This window comes from Neobacillus sp. 204 (genome assembly GCF_046562815.1).
In the GTDB taxonomy this organism is placed as follows: Bacteria; Bacillota; Bacilli; order Bacillales; family Cytobacillaceae; genus Neobacillus.
In genome coordinates, this window is record NZ_JBJORY010000014.1 from 37,575 (window position 1) to 54,706 (window position 17,132).

A 17,132-nucleotide genomic window follows, 5' to 3' on the forward strand; every position below is an offset into this window, starting at 1 on the left:
CCCTTATTTTAAAATGACTTTATCTCCTGCATTAAGACCTTTTAATACCTCGACTTCAGTTGATGAAATAATCCCAACTTCAATATCCAATTCTCGCTTTGTATTTTGATCTAATACTTGGACATAATTACGGCCAATTAATGTCCTTAATCCATTTTTAGGAATAATTAATGTGTTATCTTTTTGCTTGGTAATAACCTCGAAATCGACAGAATCTCCTACATGAGCAGCTTTCGGTAAGGAGTCAATACTGATAAAAATACTATTTTTATATAAGTCAGGATTGGCGGCAACGATATCTGCTGGAATATCCTGCGGGGTATGCACTACCTTTCCCGTAAACTCCTTTCCATTCAGCGTCAAACCTGCCTTCATCCCAATCTTTATATCGGCAATTTCATCACCACTTGTTGAGGTATATAAAAGTTGTAATTGTTTCGTATCGGCCACTTGAATAATAGACTTGAACGCTTCAATGATATCGCCTGCTTTTTGTTCTCCAACAAATGTAACAATTCCCTTAATGGGCGATGTTAAGACAGACTTTGCCTGCTGTTCTTTTAAATTCTGTAATTTCGATTGGACTGACTCTACGTCCAATTTAGCAATATCAATCGCATATTGATCAGCCTGCTGGCTTTGTAATTGTTTCAGGTGAATTTCAGCCTTTTTCTGGTCTATTTCCGTTTGCTTAATATCAAAGTTAAGATTTCCATTATCGATTTCTGCCAACACCTGCCCTTTTTTCACCACGTCACCTTCTGCAACATGAATCTTTTTAAGTCTGCCACCCGCTTCGGAATAGAATAAATTATTGTTATTTATCGGGGTTAACGTTCCGACCCCTTTTACCCTTTTCACGATATTGCCTTGTTTTACTTCAGCCACATTATATTGAACTTTAGCGGGCTGAACCAACGGTGGTGCAAGAGCTGCTTCCTCTTTCGGTAACAAAGAACAAGCTGATAGAGGCAGCACCAATAGTCCCATAATCGATCCTGCTGCTAATAATTTTGTTTGGATATTATGAAAATGCTTCTGTTTTTTCATGGGCAATTCTTCCATCCTCCAATTCAAAAACATGTTCCATCATGTCCAAAATGTCCTGATCATGTGTAGTCATGATGATTGTCGTTTTTTTCGTATCTACTAAATACTTAAATTGTTTGATAATATGAAAAGCCATTTTACTATCAAGTTCAGCTGTTGGTTCATCCGCTAAAATGACAGAAGGCGATGATGCAATCGTTCTAGCGATGGCGCATCTTTGTTGTTCTCCTCCCGATAATTCAAAGGGAAGATGCTTTGCCCTTTTTGTTAAACCAACCAGCTCAAGGGCATCCTTGATTCGAGTTTGCCACTCTTCCCGTGGGGTCCCGGCAACGCGAAGGCCAAATTCAACATTTTCTTCAACTGTCATAAAGGGAACAAGACCAAAAGATTGAAAGATTAAACCCAGTCTTTTTCTTCTAAACTCAGTTCTTTCCTTCTCAGAAAATTGACCAATGTCTGTTTCTTCAAAGAAAATACAACCTTTCGAGGGCTGATCCAGAGCACCAATTAAATTAAGCAGTGTTGTTTTCCCCGACCCGGATCTTCCTTTCAATGCAACAAGGGTATGCTGTTTTATGGAAAGGTCGATTCCCTTAAGGACTCGAACTCTTTTCTCACCGCTCCCAAATTCTCTTTCAACATTTTCAATCGAAATTATAGCGGCCATTTTTTTAAGAAACCTCCATATATACAAGATAGAAAAGATAAGGTGAATTGTATGTTAATGTGATTATTCATTTACGGTTTGTCTGTCCGGTGCTGAGTATGCAATCATCATACGGCAAGGCTCCCAGCTGGTAACCGTCGCATTATGCGGAACATTCCTTGGAATGCGAAGCATCATTCCAGGTGTCAAATGGTAGGTTTCTTCCCCTAATGTGTGATCACATTCACCTGAAAGGACAAAAATTAATTCCTCACAATTAGGATGATAGTGTCTTGAATTAGATTGGCCGGCATGGATATACACCATCCCGAAGGTCATTTCAGCTTCTTGATCAATTTCTTGACCGCAAAGCCATTGAACTTTTCCCCAATCCATCTCTAAAACATGCTTTTTGTCTTTTAAATTAGTAATAGTCGCCATAGATTCCCCTCCAACTTTCAATTTGTATTTATAATTGCTTTCGTTCCTGGTGGTGTGTTGCGATATGCGTCTAGGAGCTTGAGAATTTCTAATGATTCTTCTAATGTTCCTTTTTTGAGTGGTTTCCCGCTGAGTACGCTCTCACAAAAATGATTTACCTCTTGTACATACCCTAAATAAAAGAGATTTTTATTATAGAGTTGCCCTAATGAAAATTCAGGTTCCCACTGTAACGGTGCTGCTTCATTTTCAACCATGAAGGATGGAGCCCGGCCGTAAGCTGGTAATGAGGCCTTTCGGTAGTAGGTTACTTTGACTCCATTTTCCACAACGATATTAGCTCCTTCTCCGACAATTTCCAATCGTTCTAATGGACTGCTGCCAGAAATCCCTGCTGCCATGTGCAAAGTCCCAATCGCTCCCGATAAAAATCTTATGGAGGTCACACTCCCACCATTGAAAGGCTCCCATTCATAAGTAATCTGGCCAATTTGCCCCATTAAAAAATGAATAATGGCGGCGGGATGAAATATATGATCTAGTAAACTTGTAATTTTCGTTAAATCTTGACGGTCTTGGAGTGGTGGCATTGGTTGAGGATAACGAATATAGATAGAGGATGGCCGCCCAAACTCTGGTAGACTCATAATTTCCTTTACCTTCTCTATAGTTGGGAAGAAAATCTTTTTAAGGCCTGTCATACAATAGCGGTTATATTTTTTACTCACAGTTAACAATTGTTCGATTTCTTGCGGTGTGGCCGCTGTCGGCTTCTCCATCCAGACATGCGAACCCGCTTTTAATGCATCCATGGCAAGATCGGTTGCTTGGACACGTCCATCCGGATGGTAAGAGGTCACTATGAAGACTGCATCAGGGCGTTCCATCTCTAACATTTTCAGGTGGTCAGTATAATAGGCATTGGCACCAAATTGTTTCGCATACGCTGCTGCTTTTTTCTCATCTTTATCACAAATAGCTAATAATTCAACAGGGGCATATTGGAATGTCGGATATATATTTCGATAGGAATGACCACCAGCACCAATGAAACAAACCTTAAGCTTTTTCTCGAATTCATAATTATATTTAATAAGAGATTGGACCATTATTTGAACCCCCTTAGTTCTTCCATAAAGATAAAAAGAAAATGTAATAGGTATAAAAATACCCTTACATTTTCTTTTCAAGAAAGTCACTCCATAATCGTGCAGTCGATCTTAATAATCAAAGCACTTCTTCAAATCATCTTCATTAAACCCTAAAATATCGGATAATGGCAGCCTTCTTGCTACTGGTAGAATGATTGGATGATCCTTGTGTGGTTCAGTCTGATACCAATAAGCCGTACTTGAATAATCATCACTGCGGTTATTATTATGACCATGTTCAATCGTAACTTTTATGGATTTGTCGAACATAATTGGGTCCTGGATATGGAAACGGTAATAAGAAACCTTGCCAGACCAGTTTGGTCCACCGCCAAGAATGATGCCGTGATATGGAGAGTTATATTCTTGGGTTGGGCACCAAGCGGTATTAAAGTAATCCTCCATCCCTGTTCCATGTAATGAAGGAGGCCATGGTTCTCCATCGATGAAGATCATATCATCTCCTTCACCATACCAGTTCCACTCTCTCGTCATCCGTAAATTATGAATATTTAGATTACAACCTACATAATGACCCTTTCCTTCTGCTTCAAAGAAAACATAATTTCCATCACCTGTAGTATTTTTACCGCCGAATTCAAACAAGGCATTTGAAATATTGTCCACAATTCCATCTGTTAATTCTCTCTTCCAGAGGGCATGAAAACGAAGCGGGCTGTCAATTTCTTCATCATATATTTCATGATCGATATAGAAATAGAATTTAATCGGGGCATCTGCATTATTCTCGATTTCAATGCGTGCCTGTTTACCAAAAGGCATAGGGAAGAAACTATTTAATGAACGACCATCCTCTGGACTCATTGCTAATGGGGCAGAGCTAAAATTCCTAGTAATACCATGGCCCATACCAAAGAAGTCGCCGATTGGTGCTTGGACACTTGGATTGGTCTCTCCGTCCCAATACATGCGTAAAACAACCTTCCGATGAAGGAACTCCTCCACTCCTGTATCTTCAAGTGGCGCCATCGTCATCCAAATATGGGTAATACATCCGGACCCAGTGATATTACATACATCTATCACATCTCCAGGATATACTTTTAAAAAGTCTCTGTTCCCCCCAGTTGTATCATAGCTGGATGCACGTTTGCTTTTTCCTTTTCTAGGTTTATATAAATCTCTTAATGAAGTTCCAATCATGTTACTATCCCTCCGATAATCAACTACTGAATTTGTCGTCTAGTTAATATGTTACCAATTTTTCTAGTGCGCCATACATGTATGATTATTAAATAACTTCAAGCTCATCCTTACCAGGCATTTTCGGAAATGCGTTATGCGGCTCTGCTTGATACCAATACGCAACTGAGGCAATATCATCCTGTAATGGCAAATATCTGCCTTCTGAGCGCCAGCCCAAAGCTTGAATGGTTACTTTTAAGTCTTCTTCAAAACGGATTGGATCCATCACATGCCAGCGGTACATACCAAATCTTTGCTGGCTCCGATAAAGTCCGTCCGGTTTAATCACTTGATGCATTCCTAAATACGGTGTGGAATAGGTGCAATACTCACCCTTTGGCTGCTCCCAGTTCCAAGCCCCGCCAAAATAATCTTCGGTCCCGGTGCCACATATAGTTGGGAATTCCTGATCTCCATCTAAATAAAACTTAATTTCTCCCTCACCCCACCAGCCGCAGCTGTTAACCTGCCAAGCAATATAGGTTCCGACATAATGACCATGACCTTTAACCCCATCAATGATTGTATGGACGTCTTTGTAGCTGACGGGGTTTGTCCGATTCCATTGAGCATGGAAATAAGCAACATCCTCAGGAAGATCGGTCAATGTGTAATCCACTTGGTAATAAAGAATAATATCGTCATTAGAAATATTTTCAACGGTAATCTTAGCAGCTTTACGGAATGGCATTTCCCAGTAGCTATTCATACCACCTGCCGGATTCACAGCGATTGGCAAGGAATTGACATTACTACGCTCACACCAGCCATTACAAAAGAAGTCACCAATCGGCGCTTCTACAGAGGGATTTTCTTCCCCATCCCAATATATACGGAAAATTAGTTTTCTCCAGGTATCGGGATGACAGGTTAGCCAAATATGCTGAATCACTCCGGAATCATGGATTTCCGCCATTGTTAGGGTAGATTGTTTATTTATTAGAACTGAAGGGGATACTTTCCATCCTTGACCTAAATCTCTTGCACACGAAGCCCCTGTCCCTTCAGTTGCCATTCCCCCTTTACCTTTCTCACCGGTAAAATTCTCAGGACTAATCGAACGAGTCTTTGCATGTGATAAACGAGACAACTGGCCTAAGCCCATACCAAAACCATTAAACATTATTGGTTCCTCCAATTTGTATGAATTTCAATTTTCCATTCCACCGAAAAAATAACAGTACTATTCAAACCCACTTTTCCAATTAAACTTAAGCAGGTTTGTAATCTGCATCGTTTTCATAAGATAGAATATACAGCGTTTTCATTTAAAACTATTATTCTTTCTGTAAACGATTACACATTAATATTATTACATACTCTAGATATTTTTCAATAAAAATCATTCAACTTTTTCAGATTTTTTTGTAAAATTTTTAAAACAATATTAATTTATGCTTTTAGAAAGACGCCTTTTTAAAATTTCATCCTAATATGTCAATAGAATTACAAGTTGGATGTAATTAAATCTATCGGATACATTACTTTTCCATCCTTTGAAGAGGTACTTGTTGCAAATAATGCAGCTAATGTATGAAGATTATCTTGACCAGATGACATTGGTTGGCGATCCTCACGAATAGATAAGGCAAATTCTATTAAAGTCCCATGAATACCATCAGGATTCGTGATCTGTTCAGTCCATTTGACCTTCTGCTGATTCGCGTCCACCAAGTAGACTCCATAGCCCTGTCCTAAATCATCCAAATGAATCGATCCTTCTTCGCATTGGATTCTCCATGTGCCTTCCCATGGTGTTGCCAGGCCTTTTGCCAACAGACTACCAAAGTAAAATACAGGTAGACCTGTGTCTAATTCATATATGGCACTTACATTGGGATCACCTTTATAACCACTTTCCGTTAGATTCCATGTCTTTCCACGAACATTTTCTATATTACTATCAAACAAAAACCTAATCATATCAATGTGATGAACAGCCATTTCTAATAACATATAATCATGCATCACCATCTGATAGGGTTTACCTTGATGATTAAAATAAAACTGGGCATTTACAAATAAAGGATTTCCAAATATTTTCTGCTGCAGTGCTTTTTTTACTAGTTGCACCGTATGAAAAAAACGGTAATTTTGATTGATCATGATATGTTTCTTCCTGCTTATCCCCAGTTCTACTAACTTAATAGCATCATTCATATTTAATACAAATGGTTTTTCTAGCAATACATGTAAACCATGAAGAAGGGCTGCTTTACAAATATCATAATGGGCAGGTGAGATAGCCGTAATGAGAATGGCGTCTGCTTGTAGATTTTGAAAGGCCTCTTGGTAATGGCTGTAGCAACACTCTTTCGGAACATCAAAAAGTTTTGCGCACTCCTCAAGACGCTTTTCATCGATATCAACTAATCCTACATACTCAAAATCTTGTGAAGACAAGACAAAATGTTTCCCTACATTTGTGCCATGGGCTCCAAGCCCCACCTGAATAAGTTTTAATTTCATATCCACCATCCTTGTTTTTTATCATAGCTATTTTCGCAAAGATTGTTGTTTTTCGTATAAGTTCATCAACCCGTAAAACTATATGCTTCGTGGCATATTTTCGTAAGAACATTTGCGAAAATTGCCTAGAAACTTAATAAATGACCCTTATAAAGCTCCAATAGCACCAAAGTTTACGAAAAGAGCCTTTATTATTTTTATCGATAGAGGTAACCAATTTGACCATCAGGGCCTAATATTCCATAAATATATACCGCGACCATTTCTTCGGTCACAATTAATGAATGTTCATCCCCTTTTTTGGTTAAAACCATGTCGCCGGGACCGATTTCATAGGTGACCCCCTCACTTGTGCAAATCCCTTTACCACTGATAATAATCCAATATTCATTACAGCTATGATAGTGTAATGGTACTTCTTGACCTACCTTTAACTGATTAATTCCATAATGATTAATTTCACTCCACTCAGGGAAATGACTTTGTTCGTGTTTTTGAATAACTGGCATCTCTTACCCTCCTGATTGATCGTACTTATTAACAAATATCTGTCTTCTATAGATTGTTGTTTATCTATCCATGTTCCAACGAATGTTTACTAGCACCACACTCCTTTTGGAGAAAAAAAAGAAAATGTAAAGGGTCTACAAGACCTTTACATTTTCAGCGCCATATTACATGAGAATCATTTCAAATGCCGGGCAAACTCATGAACACGGTTAATTTACCCCTTCATCCCTGTAAGAGTAATTCCTTCAATGAAATATTTCTGGCTACTCAAGTAAGCAATTAAAACTGGAATAACCGAGATAACGGCTGCTGCCATCAATAAGTGGTATTGTGTCGCATATAACCCTTGGAAGGATGCCAGCCCGATACTAAGTGTCTTCATCTCATCGCTTTGGACGGTAATCAAAGGCCAGAGAAAATCATTCCACACACCCATAAATGTAAAGACAGCGAGTGCCGCCATTGGTGGTTTCATTAATGGCAGTAAGATACGATAGAAAGTGCTGAAGTATGAGCACCCATCGATCCGTGCAGCATCATCTAATTGAGTGGGCAGACTCATAAAAAACTGGCGTAGAAGAAACGTCCCAAATGCATTCCCAAAAAAGCCTGGAACGATTAAGGCGTAGTAGGTATCAATCCAGCCAAAATATTTCATAATGACAAACATGGGAATCATCGTTACCATAACAGGAACCATCATGGTGCCAAGGTACAATTTAAATATAAATTCTCTTCCAGGAAAACGAAGTCTCGCAAACGAATAGGCGGCCAAGGCACAAAATATGACTGTACCGAGCGTCACGGTAACAGAGACAAATAAGGAATTAAAAAACATTCTAATAATGGGAATCGAAGAGAACACATCAGCATAGTTACTCCACATAATTTTCTCTGGTATAAAAATAGGCGGCCAACTAAATATTTCATTTGGAGATTTTAACGAAGTAATAATCATCCAGAAAAAAGGAAAAACAAACGTAATGCCTGACAAAATAAGAATAAGGTGGGTCACTAGCTTTTTAATGGAAAAGTGTTGAGATTTTTTCATTCTTGATCACCTAATCCAATTCATAATTTACTTTATTTCCAAAGAACTTCATTTGTAAGAGTGTGACAATAAACAAAAGAATGAACACTACCCACGCAAGTGCCGAGGCATAACCCATTTGGAAGAAATTAAATGCGTTTTGCCACAACCAATAATATAAAACCCTTGTTGAATCCCCTGGTCCGCCCCCTGTAATCATGTAAACTACATCAAATACCTGAAAGGAACCTATGATCGACATAATCGTCACAAAGAAAAGGGAAGGTGTTAAGAGCGGGATCGTAATTTTAAACAATTTCGTCATAGTACCTGCTCCATCTATCTTAGCGGCTTCATATAGATGTGGTGGAACATTTTTTAACCCTGCAAGTAAGATCACCATATTAAAGCCGATTGACTTCCAAATGGCTACGATCGCTACGGAAACCAAAGCAAATTTCTCATCTGAAATCCACCCGATAGGGTCGATGCCAAAAAAGTTCAAAAGATAATTCAAGATCCCTACATCGGTATTAAACACCCAGCGCCATACCATGGAAATAGAGATCATCGAAATAACTACCGGCAAAAAAACAACAGCCCGATAAATATTGACACCTTTTATCGCTTGGTTAAGAAGTAACGCAAAAAATAACGAAAGAGTTATTCCTACAGGGATCGTAATAAGAGAAAATACGGCAGTATGCTTTAACGATATCCAAAATTGATCATCTTCCATCATTTTCTTCGTATAATTCTCGAGTCCAACGAATTGCGGAGGATTTAATAGATCCCAGTTTGTAAAGCTCAACACTAAAGAAGTTAAAATGGGAATAACGACAAAAACAAACATGGCTAATAAATTGGGAACGATAAATAAATAACCGCTTAGTGCTTCTCTTCGCCTTGCCTTATTAATGACAGTCTTTTTAGGTACTACACTTTCTATAACAATATTTGTTTCATTCATTGTTAACCCCTTTCCAAACCTCTGACATCATCCGTACAAAAAAGAGGAATCAAGGAAGTCCTCAAACTTCCTTGATCTACTACTGAATGTCTTACAATTATCGAGAAATTTTGCACTAATTCTTGTTAAGCTCAGGATTACCCTCTTCGGCAATTTTCTTTACTGTGTCCTCTACCGTGGCTTTATTTCTAAAAAATTTATCCAATTCTCTGGCAGCCAGTTCATCAATGGTTTTCCCCCACTGAGGATGGAATGGCAGGTTTCTAGCTTGATTCATTTGATTTGTATAAATATCAATATGCTCTTTCGGCTCTCCCGCTTGTAACCAGTCACCGGATTCCGTGACGGACTTTAATACTGGCATTCCAAGTCCTGTTGAGGCATTAATTTTTTGTCCTTCTTCTGAAGTAACAAACTTAATAAACTCCCATGCTTCTTTTGGATGTTTGGTAGCTTTAGGTGCTGCAAGTGTGACAAAAAGGAGTGGCGATGCTGCATTATCACTATTCTTAGGGAATGGTACAACGCCCCACTTTGCTTTGACATCTTTAATAAAGAAAGAAATCCATCTTCCACCTGAAATCATCGCGGCCTTTTGCGAGTTAAATAAGTCTTGTTGGCCGACACCAAGGCTTTTTAACCCTTCTGGACTCGGTGAGACACCCCCATCCTTGTACATAAGATCTTTAAACCATTCTAATGCCTCCATGGTTTTCGGATCATCTAAGGCAAATGACTTATGATCCTTGCTAAGGATGTTTCCGCCATTCCTATAAATCGCTGTCATATAAGCTGTCCATCCTAAATCCTGTGCGAATCCGTATTGAGTCTTTTTCCCGTTTTCAGTGATTGTTAACGCTTTAGCTTTTTCCTCAAATTCTTTCCATGTCCAATCTTCTGTTGGATACTCTACACCAGCCTTGTCAAATAGATCCTTGTTGTAGTACATCATGTATGGTGTTGTATCTTTCGGAAACGCCCACATTTTGTTTTCATCTACACCAACCGGTTTAAGTATTTCTTCAAAATAGGCATTAAAGTCAACATTATCCTTTTTGGCGTATGGCATTAAATCCATTAGTACCCCTTTATCAGCAAGACTGCTGACCATGGCCTCCCCAATATAGAAGACATCAGGTGCATTTCCACCGGCAATTTGTGTTAAAAGTGGCGGATAATAGTCACCTGTAATATGTTCTAACTTGACCGTTATATTTGGATGTAACTCTTCAAAACGATTCTTCAATTTCTCTTGAACTTCTTTTTCTTCTGGAACTCCCCAGAAAGCAAACCGAATTTCTACTTTTTTACCGCTTGACGATGTTTCACTGCTCTTTGGTGAACATGCTGAAGAAATAATCATAGTAAGTAGAATCAAGAAACAAACTGTCATTTTGATTGTTTTTCTCACCCATAACCCTCCCCTTTTTTGATCAAATCTAGTCATTGCTCTACCGTTCATTTCTCTCAATGAAGATGCATCTCTACCCCTTCTAGCTAAAACGCTTTCATTTAAGTAAACTTAAAAGTCCTTTATCTCCACAGATGGATTAGGACACTTTTAGATCCACTTTAAACGTTGTTCTTGATAGGGCTTACCATTTTAACGGTAAAGTAGTTTTAACGGTAAAGTAAAAATATCATATATTTTTTGTATATTCAATATTTTTCTAAAATTATAATATTTCAGGCTTGATTAAATGATAGCAATCCGATACTCTTTCAATATAAAAGTTACTTGTTCTCACACCAATGTTATAATAAAATAATTTTACCAATATCATACAATTGGGGGAGTTCTTATTAATAAACCTATTAAACTAGAAGATATAGCAAAAATTGCTGGTGTTTCAAAGATGACCGTTTCACTAGCTTTGCGTGGAGATCCTTCCATTAGTAATGGAACCTCTAAACAGATAAAAGAAATTGCTGCCGAATTAGGCTATATTCCCAACCGTATGGCCCAAGGATTAACAACAGGACGTTCCTATAATATCGGACTGTTAATTGGTGGATATTTGCATGACGATTATCAAAATTTATTTATTAAAGGGGCCATACCCTATGCCTTAGAAAGAGGTTATACCATTTCTATTGGTCCCGCAGAATGCGATCCAATAATAGAAAACTCATTTATAAAAAAGTATAACAATATGATGGTAGATGGCTATCTAGCCTTCCATTGCAATAATAGGGATACGTATAAAGAGCTGCAGAGTAAGGATATCCCGTTTGTTCTCTACACCAAATATTTCCCTGATATGGATACTGATTATGTCATTTGCAATGATTTTAATGGTGGCTATAAGATGACGAAGTATATGATTGAACAAGGTCACACACACATTGCCTTTGTATTTGATTCTCACCTAATGACATCTTCAGAAGTGCTTGAACGGAAAAGAGGATATAGGACAGCCCTGCAAGATCATGGCTTGAAATTTGATGAAGATTTACTGATTCCTTTTAATTTGCAAAACTATAATAAAACAAATCATCAAAGCTTAGTACAGGAAAATGCTGTTTTTACTGAACGTATGAATAGCGCTAAACGGCCAACGGCATTATTCGTTTGTAACGATATTACTGCTTCCTTTGTTTATATTGTTGTCAAAAGATTGGGACTAAAGATTCCTGAACAAGTTTCCATCGGTGGATACGAGGGGGTGTACTTAGGTTCTATTATTGATCCGACGCTAACCACTATTTCAACCCCTATTGAAGAAATAGGAAAAAAAGCATGTGAAATATTAATTGATAAAATTGAAGGAAAAATCCCTATCTCTGAAAAAGTTAAGATTCAATTAGAACCAACTTTACTTGTGAAAGAATCTATCGTTCCATACAAAATTTAATATTCTCTTAAAAACAATTCTCTAAAACGAGGGGGATGAGCATTTGGATGGGAAATGGGGAAAAGTGTATACGGTGTCTGAATGGATTATGCGGTTGGCCTATGTAAATTTATTATGGATTTTATTTACGGCGCTAGGCTTCGTTCTATTGGGATTCATGCCTGCTACGGTTGCCATGTTTACAGTGACCCGTAAATGGATACAAGGAAATGATCATGTACCCGTTTTTAAACTATTTTGGAAAACATATCGAAGGGACTTCTTTAGAGCAAATATCATGGGTCTTGTCTTGTTCGCCATCGGGTTTATTTTGTTTATGGATCTGCGTTATATCCAGGACCTTGAAGGAATCCTATTTGAGGTAGTTTATTATGTCTTATTTATCATGGGGGTAATGTTTTTACTCACAACCTTATACATTTTTCCTACTATAGTATTTTACGATATTAAACTATTTCAGATTATTAAATTTTCTTTTTTAATGGCAATCACATATCCTTTGCGTTCTACTTATATGTTAGCTACCGCTTTGGTGGTTGTTTATTTAAATAAGTCCTTTACCTTTCTGCTCCCATTCTTTAGTGGCAGTCTTCTCTGTATTTTATTGACCAGTATTTCGCACCGGACATTTATGAAGATTCAAGAAAAAACGGTAGCTAAAAATCAAACAGCAAAAATAACCTGACCCTATTGGGGGAGGTCACTGAAAATGTCCCTTAAATTTAGGCTGTGTCGAATTTAGATGTTAATTTCCGCTCCAGGCACTTCGCTTTCCGCGGGCGGTCCGGGGAGCCTCCTCGGCGCAAGCGCCTGTGGGGTCTCCCCAGCCCCGTCCTCCCGCAGGAGTCTTCGTGCCTTCCGCTCCAATTAATAAGGTCATATTAAACAGCCTAAATTTAAAAAGGTATAATTCCTCGTTATTCAAGGGATTATACCTTTTTTGCTGTTTAATTATAGGATCAATTTCAAACGGTGGATACCAATCCCTTAGGTGGTTTTTATCAGTGGAATTTCTCCTATCCGCAATTTTGCGCTGCCATATGGAACCAATTCAATAATCTCTTCTGGCTCATTGGAGATGACTGGCCCAATTGGTGGTGTCCCTGCTGAATTATTTTCAATGGTCCACTCTGGAATCCGTTTTCCTTTACCAATTAATTTAATCGGTGCTGCTTTTGCCTGAAAAGGCTGTTTCTCCAATGGCGCTGTTTCTACCTGGAATGAATCATTTGGATTCTCTTCATTTAAGGAGATTCCATAATTCCAGGCGGAAGTTGGGAATATCTCCATATTAGGAAACATATCATTTCCGCCCCGTTTAATCCATGACTCTTCGACCGGTAAGGCATAAACAAGCGGTCCGCGATTAACCCCGACTGCATGATGTCCTCTATAGTCAAGCTGAATCTCCATCGCCAACTCTAATTCAATTCGGTCCCCTTTATTCCATTCCCTTGTAATCGTGACATACCCTTTGACTGCTTTCGCTAATTCAATCAGTTGTCCATTCACCTTTATGATTGGCGTCGTACACCACTGCGGAATTCGTAGTTTAATAGGGAAGGTAACCTTTTTAGCTGGCTCTACAGACATGATAATTTTCTCATTAAAAGGATACTGACTATCCACCTCAATCGATGTCTCGACTCCGTTAGCGACAAGAGCATTTACGTGGCATGGGGCATATGAAACCACTGCTAACCCATGATCCTCTGTCGCCATCCATAATCTAGCGACTAATTTTGGCCATCCTTGATGCATATTTGCTGTACAACACCCAAAGTTTGGCTCAAGCCCAAAGATATTAGAGTCATCGGCGTTCTGCGTCCAATTCCGATGGGCAATGCTACAAATAGCTTGATTTACCTGCTGGTCATATTGATGTCCACGCCAATCTGGTGAAATCGTAGCAGGAAGCGCATTAAAAGCCACCTTTTCAAGGATATCTCCATATCTCCCCTCTCCAAAAACTCGTACAAGATGTTCCAACGTATACATATATTCAACAACAGCACATAGCTCTACCCCTTGGCTTGGATGGGTTCCCGCCAGCCATTCATCCCCTGAAAACATTCCATGAACCTGGCCATGATAATGCATCAGACTGTCAATTCCCTGCCAAGAAGCAGAAAAATCCAATTGTTGCCCTGTTTGCAGATAATAAAGGGCCGGATACTTGAGACCCATGGCGACATTTACAACATGGACACGATGGTCGAACTTTGTTTGGTAGCGCCAAAATGGGAATTTTGCAAAGATATTCGTCCAATCAATTGTCTGTTTTCTAATTATATCTGCTAATTCCAGTAACCAGTCTTCACCCGTACGATTATACAGCCAATACAGGCAGATTAGATGTTCCCCTCCGCGCGCTTCTGCCCACTCTTGTAAGGGACGTGCTTCAATATGTTTGCGTTGGTAGTGAAAATACCTTTCTATAAATGGGATGACTCTTTCATCGCCGCTTACTTCCTCATATTGAATGAGCACTTTTAACATGACGACCCGACTCCACCAATCGTCATTCGTTACAGGACCAAATTGGCCATTTTCTTGCTGGCTGTTTAATGTCCATTCCACCCACGGCTGTACCTTTTTGATTAAGACCTCGTCCTTTAGTAGATAGGCTAACGGTAATAAACCATCTAGATAATAGGGTCCTCGCTCCCAGCTTTCTCCTGTACCACCAAGCCAGCCACTATTACTGCCGACATCATCCCAATGGTCACCAAGTTTCCCTGTGAACCCGTTCGCTTGGATTTCCAATTGATCGCGGATCCAGCCCCTCGGTTCAATGGCTCCTAGTGGTAATTCTATGAATGGTGTGCTTTGTAATGGTTTTTGATTGTGAACATAGGTAGTCATCTATCCGTCACCTCTTCCAATATTTTAAAACAGCCTTCTTCCACTGCTTACCTAGAATTTTATATGGTATACTTTTGTAAAAAAACTTGGTTTTTAAACTAGTTTTTATCCAATCTAAACTAATTAGTAAGCAGGGACCCCACTATGAAGCACTTTGAGTTTAGCGTTCCGCCACTCCCGCATTATATATTGAGTGGAGAAGATACATACATACCAAATCAAGCCCACCCCAATCGAAGAAATATTGATGTTTTTGACCTCATTGTCGTGACAAAAGGAGAATTGTTTATTGGCGAAGAAGAAGGATTAGAGTGGGAGCTGGGACCGGATCATATGCTGATCCTTAGACCAGACAAATACCATTACGCACTAAAGCCGTGTGTGACGGAAACCCATTTTTATTGGGTTCATTTTCAGACAAAAGGAACATGGCAGGAATTAGACGATCATGAAGGGGATACCCTGTCACCCTTCAACTTTCCAATTCCCCCATTCCACCAAAGTGACCTTTTTAGAATTTCCTTGCCGCGTACCAGTACGTTAACGAATAAAGTGGATTTCTTTGAAAAATTGCAAAAGCTCATCTTATTATCCAAACAGCCTTCCCTAACTGCAAGATGGCAGGAACAAACACTTTTTCAAGAATTGTTGGTTCAATTGCATGGCGAACAAAAGCCGAGGGTACATTCTTCTGTCATTCAGGTTGCTGAGAAGGCCGCTCACTATTTGCAGCAAAACTTTCAAAAGTCCATTACAAATGAAAAGCTAAGTGAAGAATTGAATTTCCATCCTGTGTATATTACAAGATGCATGAAGCAGGTGTATGGATGCACACCGCAGGAGTATGTGAAAAAATATAGGATTGAACAAGCAAAGATTTACCTGTTAAACTCAGACATCTCTATCGGTGAAATTTCTGAAAGGGTTGGTTTTTCAACCATCCAGTTTTTTACCCGTTCCTTTTCACAGCAAATGCATATCACTCCACTTAAATTTAGGCAGCAATATCGCTAAACTGTATAAAACCCTACAGTAATTTAGGCTGCAGGGTTTTATCTATGATTCCTCTGATGTACTCATTTATTTTTGCAGAAAATCCGTCACCTGCTCCAAGAACAGCTCAGGTTCCTCTACTTGAGGGGCATGACCAGATTTCGTAAATTCAACGAAAGCCGCCTTTGAGATCAGTCTTACGATTTCCATCCCGCGTTCGGGGGGATTTAAGCCATCATACCTTCCGCTAATAACAAGGGTATCGGCTGTTACCTCGCCAAGCTTCGGCCGAAAGTCAAAACCTTCTAAGGCCTTATTAGCCGCAGCTTGTTGCGCAGGTGTTAATAGGATCTCATCTTGTTGGTTCTCCTCCATCACCTTTACGACAGCTGGAATATTGTGAAAGGTATGCCGAAATAGGAAGCTTTGCTGTTCTTCAGCTGTTAAATGGGGTAATTCATTAGCATGCCGGTTTAACATTTCTTGTGAGGATGAGAATTTCCCATGTGCCTTTGCAACAACTAGGATCAGTTTGTTTATAAGCTCAGGACGCTTTATCGCTACCCCCTGTGCCACATAACTCCCCATTGATGTACCAAGGATGCTAACTCTTTCGATGCCAAGGTAATCCAAAAGGTTGATCACATCTTGAACATGGTCCCGAAGAAGGTATTCCAGAGGTTTGTCTGATTTGCCATGCCCCCGGAGATCAACAGCAAGAACGCGAAAGTCCTCTTTAAAATGGGCTATTTCATTTTTATACATCGCAACACTTGATGCCAAGCCATGAATGAGTAGTAAAGGCATACCCTTTCCTTCCTCAACGTAATGCAGCTGGACACCATTTGATGTAAATGTGGGCATGATAACCCTCCCATATGTTCGGTAGTGAGAAACCTCTATACATGTTCGCTAATGACTCCATTCGCTCATTGGTATGATG

General features: G+C 39.2%; 16 protein-coding genes. 3 read left to right on the forward strand and 13 right to left on the reverse strand.

The genetic code is table 11. The features are described 5' to 3' along the window. Window positions 1–3: 3 nt before the first annotated feature. The 11 genes from ACJ004_RS24005 to ACJ004_RS24055 all read right to left on the reverse strand — a co-directional run bounded on the left by ACJ004_RS24005 (window position 4) and on the right by ACJ004_RS24055 (window position 10,887). Window positions 4–1,050, reverse strand: coding sequence for an efflux RND transporter periplasmic adaptor subunit (locus ACJ004_RS24005; protein ID WP_410895658.1), 1,047 nt, complete (start codon window positions 1,048–1,050; stop codon window positions 4–6). Beyond that, window positions 1,025–1,720 carry an ABC transporter ATP-binding protein gene (locus ACJ004_RS24010; protein ID WP_410895659.1) on the reverse strand — a complete coding sequence of 232 codons (696 nt, stop codon included), beginning with the start codon at window positions 1,718–1,720 and terminating at the stop codon, window positions 1,025–1,027. The genes ACJ004_RS24005 and ACJ004_RS24010 overlap by 26 nt, the downstream gene beginning before the upstream one ends. A gap of 63 nt (window positions 1,721–1,783) precedes the next feature. Further along, window positions 1,784–2,140, reverse strand: a complete 357-nt coding sequence (locus ACJ004_RS24015) for a cupin domain-containing protein (protein WP_410895660.1) — start codon at window positions 2,138–2,140, stop codon at window positions 1,784–1,786. 17 nt (window positions 2,141–2,157) lie between these two features. Further along, window positions 2,158–3,249: a Gfo/Idh/MocA family protein gene (locus tag ACJ004_RS24020; RefSeq protein WP_410895661.1), complete on the reverse strand. Its 1,092-nt coding sequence runs from the start codon at window positions 3,247–3,249 to the stop codon at window positions 2,158–2,160. A gap of 111 nt (window positions 3,250–3,360) precedes the next feature. Beyond that, complete coding sequence (locus tag ACJ004_RS24025; RefSeq protein ID WP_410895662.1) at window positions 3,361–4,455, reverse strand: glycoside hydrolase family 172 protein; 1,095 nt, start codon at window positions 4,453–4,455, stop codon at window positions 3,361–3,363. Between the two features lie 88 nt (window positions 4,456–4,543). Next, window positions 4,544–5,620 carry a glycoside hydrolase family 172 protein gene (locus ACJ004_RS24030; protein ID WP_410895663.1) on the reverse strand — a complete coding sequence of 359 codons (1,077 nt, stop codon included), beginning with the start codon at window positions 5,618–5,620 and terminating at the stop codon, window positions 4,544–4,546. Between the two features lie 323 nt (window positions 5,621–5,943). Beyond that, complete coding sequence (locus ACJ004_RS24035) at window positions 5,944–6,966, reverse strand: Gfo/Idh/MocA family protein (RefSeq protein WP_410895664.1); 1,023 nt, start codon at window positions 6,964–6,966, stop codon at window positions 5,944–5,946. A gap of 197 nt (window positions 6,967–7,163) precedes the next feature. Continuing rightward, window positions 7,164–7,475 (reverse strand): cupin domain-containing protein, encoded by a 312-nt coding sequence (locus tag ACJ004_RS24040; protein ID WP_410895665.1) that lies wholly within the window; start codon window positions 7,473–7,475, stop codon window positions 7,164–7,166. Window positions 7,476–7,690: 215 nt separating this feature from the next. Continuing rightward, window positions 7,691–8,527, reverse strand: coding sequence for a carbohydrate ABC transporter permease (locus ACJ004_RS24045; protein ID WP_410895666.1), 837 nt, complete (start codon window positions 8,525–8,527; stop codon window positions 7,691–7,693). A 10-nt stretch (window positions 8,528–8,537) separates the two neighbouring features. Further along, window positions 8,538–9,476, reverse strand: a complete 939-nt coding sequence (locus tag ACJ004_RS24050) for a carbohydrate ABC transporter permease (RefSeq protein WP_410895667.1) — start codon at window positions 9,474–9,476, stop codon at window positions 8,538–8,540. 115 nt (window positions 9,477–9,591) lie between these two features. After that, window positions 9,592–10,887 (reverse strand): ABC transporter substrate-binding protein, encoded by a 1,296-nt coding sequence (locus ACJ004_RS24055; RefSeq protein WP_410895668.1) that lies wholly within the window; start codon window positions 10,885–10,887, stop codon window positions 9,592–9,594. 418 nt (window positions 10,888–11,305) lie between these two features. Between ACJ004_RS24055 and ACJ004_RS24060 the strand changes: the two genes are divergently transcribed. Then, entirely contained in the window at window positions 11,306–12,331 is a 1,026-nt protein-coding gene (locus tag ACJ004_RS24060; RefSeq protein ID WP_410895760.1) for a LacI family DNA-binding transcriptional regulator, read from the forward strand. Between the two features lie 43 nt (window positions 12,332–12,374). Further along, window positions 12,375–13,016 (forward strand): YesL family protein, encoded by a 642-nt coding sequence (locus ACJ004_RS24065; RefSeq protein ID WP_410895669.1) that lies wholly within the window; start codon window positions 12,375–12,377, stop codon window positions 13,014–13,016. Between the two features lie 302 nt (window positions 13,017–13,318). Here the strand turns inward: ACJ004_RS24065 and ACJ004_RS24070 are convergent, their stop codons facing one another. Then, window positions 13,319–15,196, reverse strand: a complete 1,878-nt coding sequence (locus ACJ004_RS24070) for a beta-L-arabinofuranosidase domain-containing protein (RefSeq protein WP_410895670.1) — start codon at window positions 15,194–15,196, stop codon at window positions 13,319–13,321. A 144-nt stretch (window positions 15,197–15,340) separates the two neighbouring features. On the opposite strand from ACJ004_RS24070, the gene ACJ004_RS24075 reads away from it, so the two are divergent. Beyond that, entirely contained in the window at window positions 15,341–16,210 is an 870-nt protein-coding gene (locus ACJ004_RS24075; protein ID WP_410895671.1) for a helix-turn-helix transcriptional regulator, read from the forward strand. Between the two features lie 66 nt (window positions 16,211–16,276). On the opposite strand, the gene ACJ004_RS24080 is transcribed toward ACJ004_RS24075, so the two are convergent. Then, window positions 16,277–17,053: an alpha/beta fold hydrolase gene (locus ACJ004_RS24080; RefSeq protein ID WP_410895672.1), complete on the reverse strand. Its 777-nt coding sequence runs from the start codon at window positions 17,051–17,053 to the stop codon at window positions 16,277–16,279. Window positions 17,054–17,132: the final 79 nt, after the last annotated feature.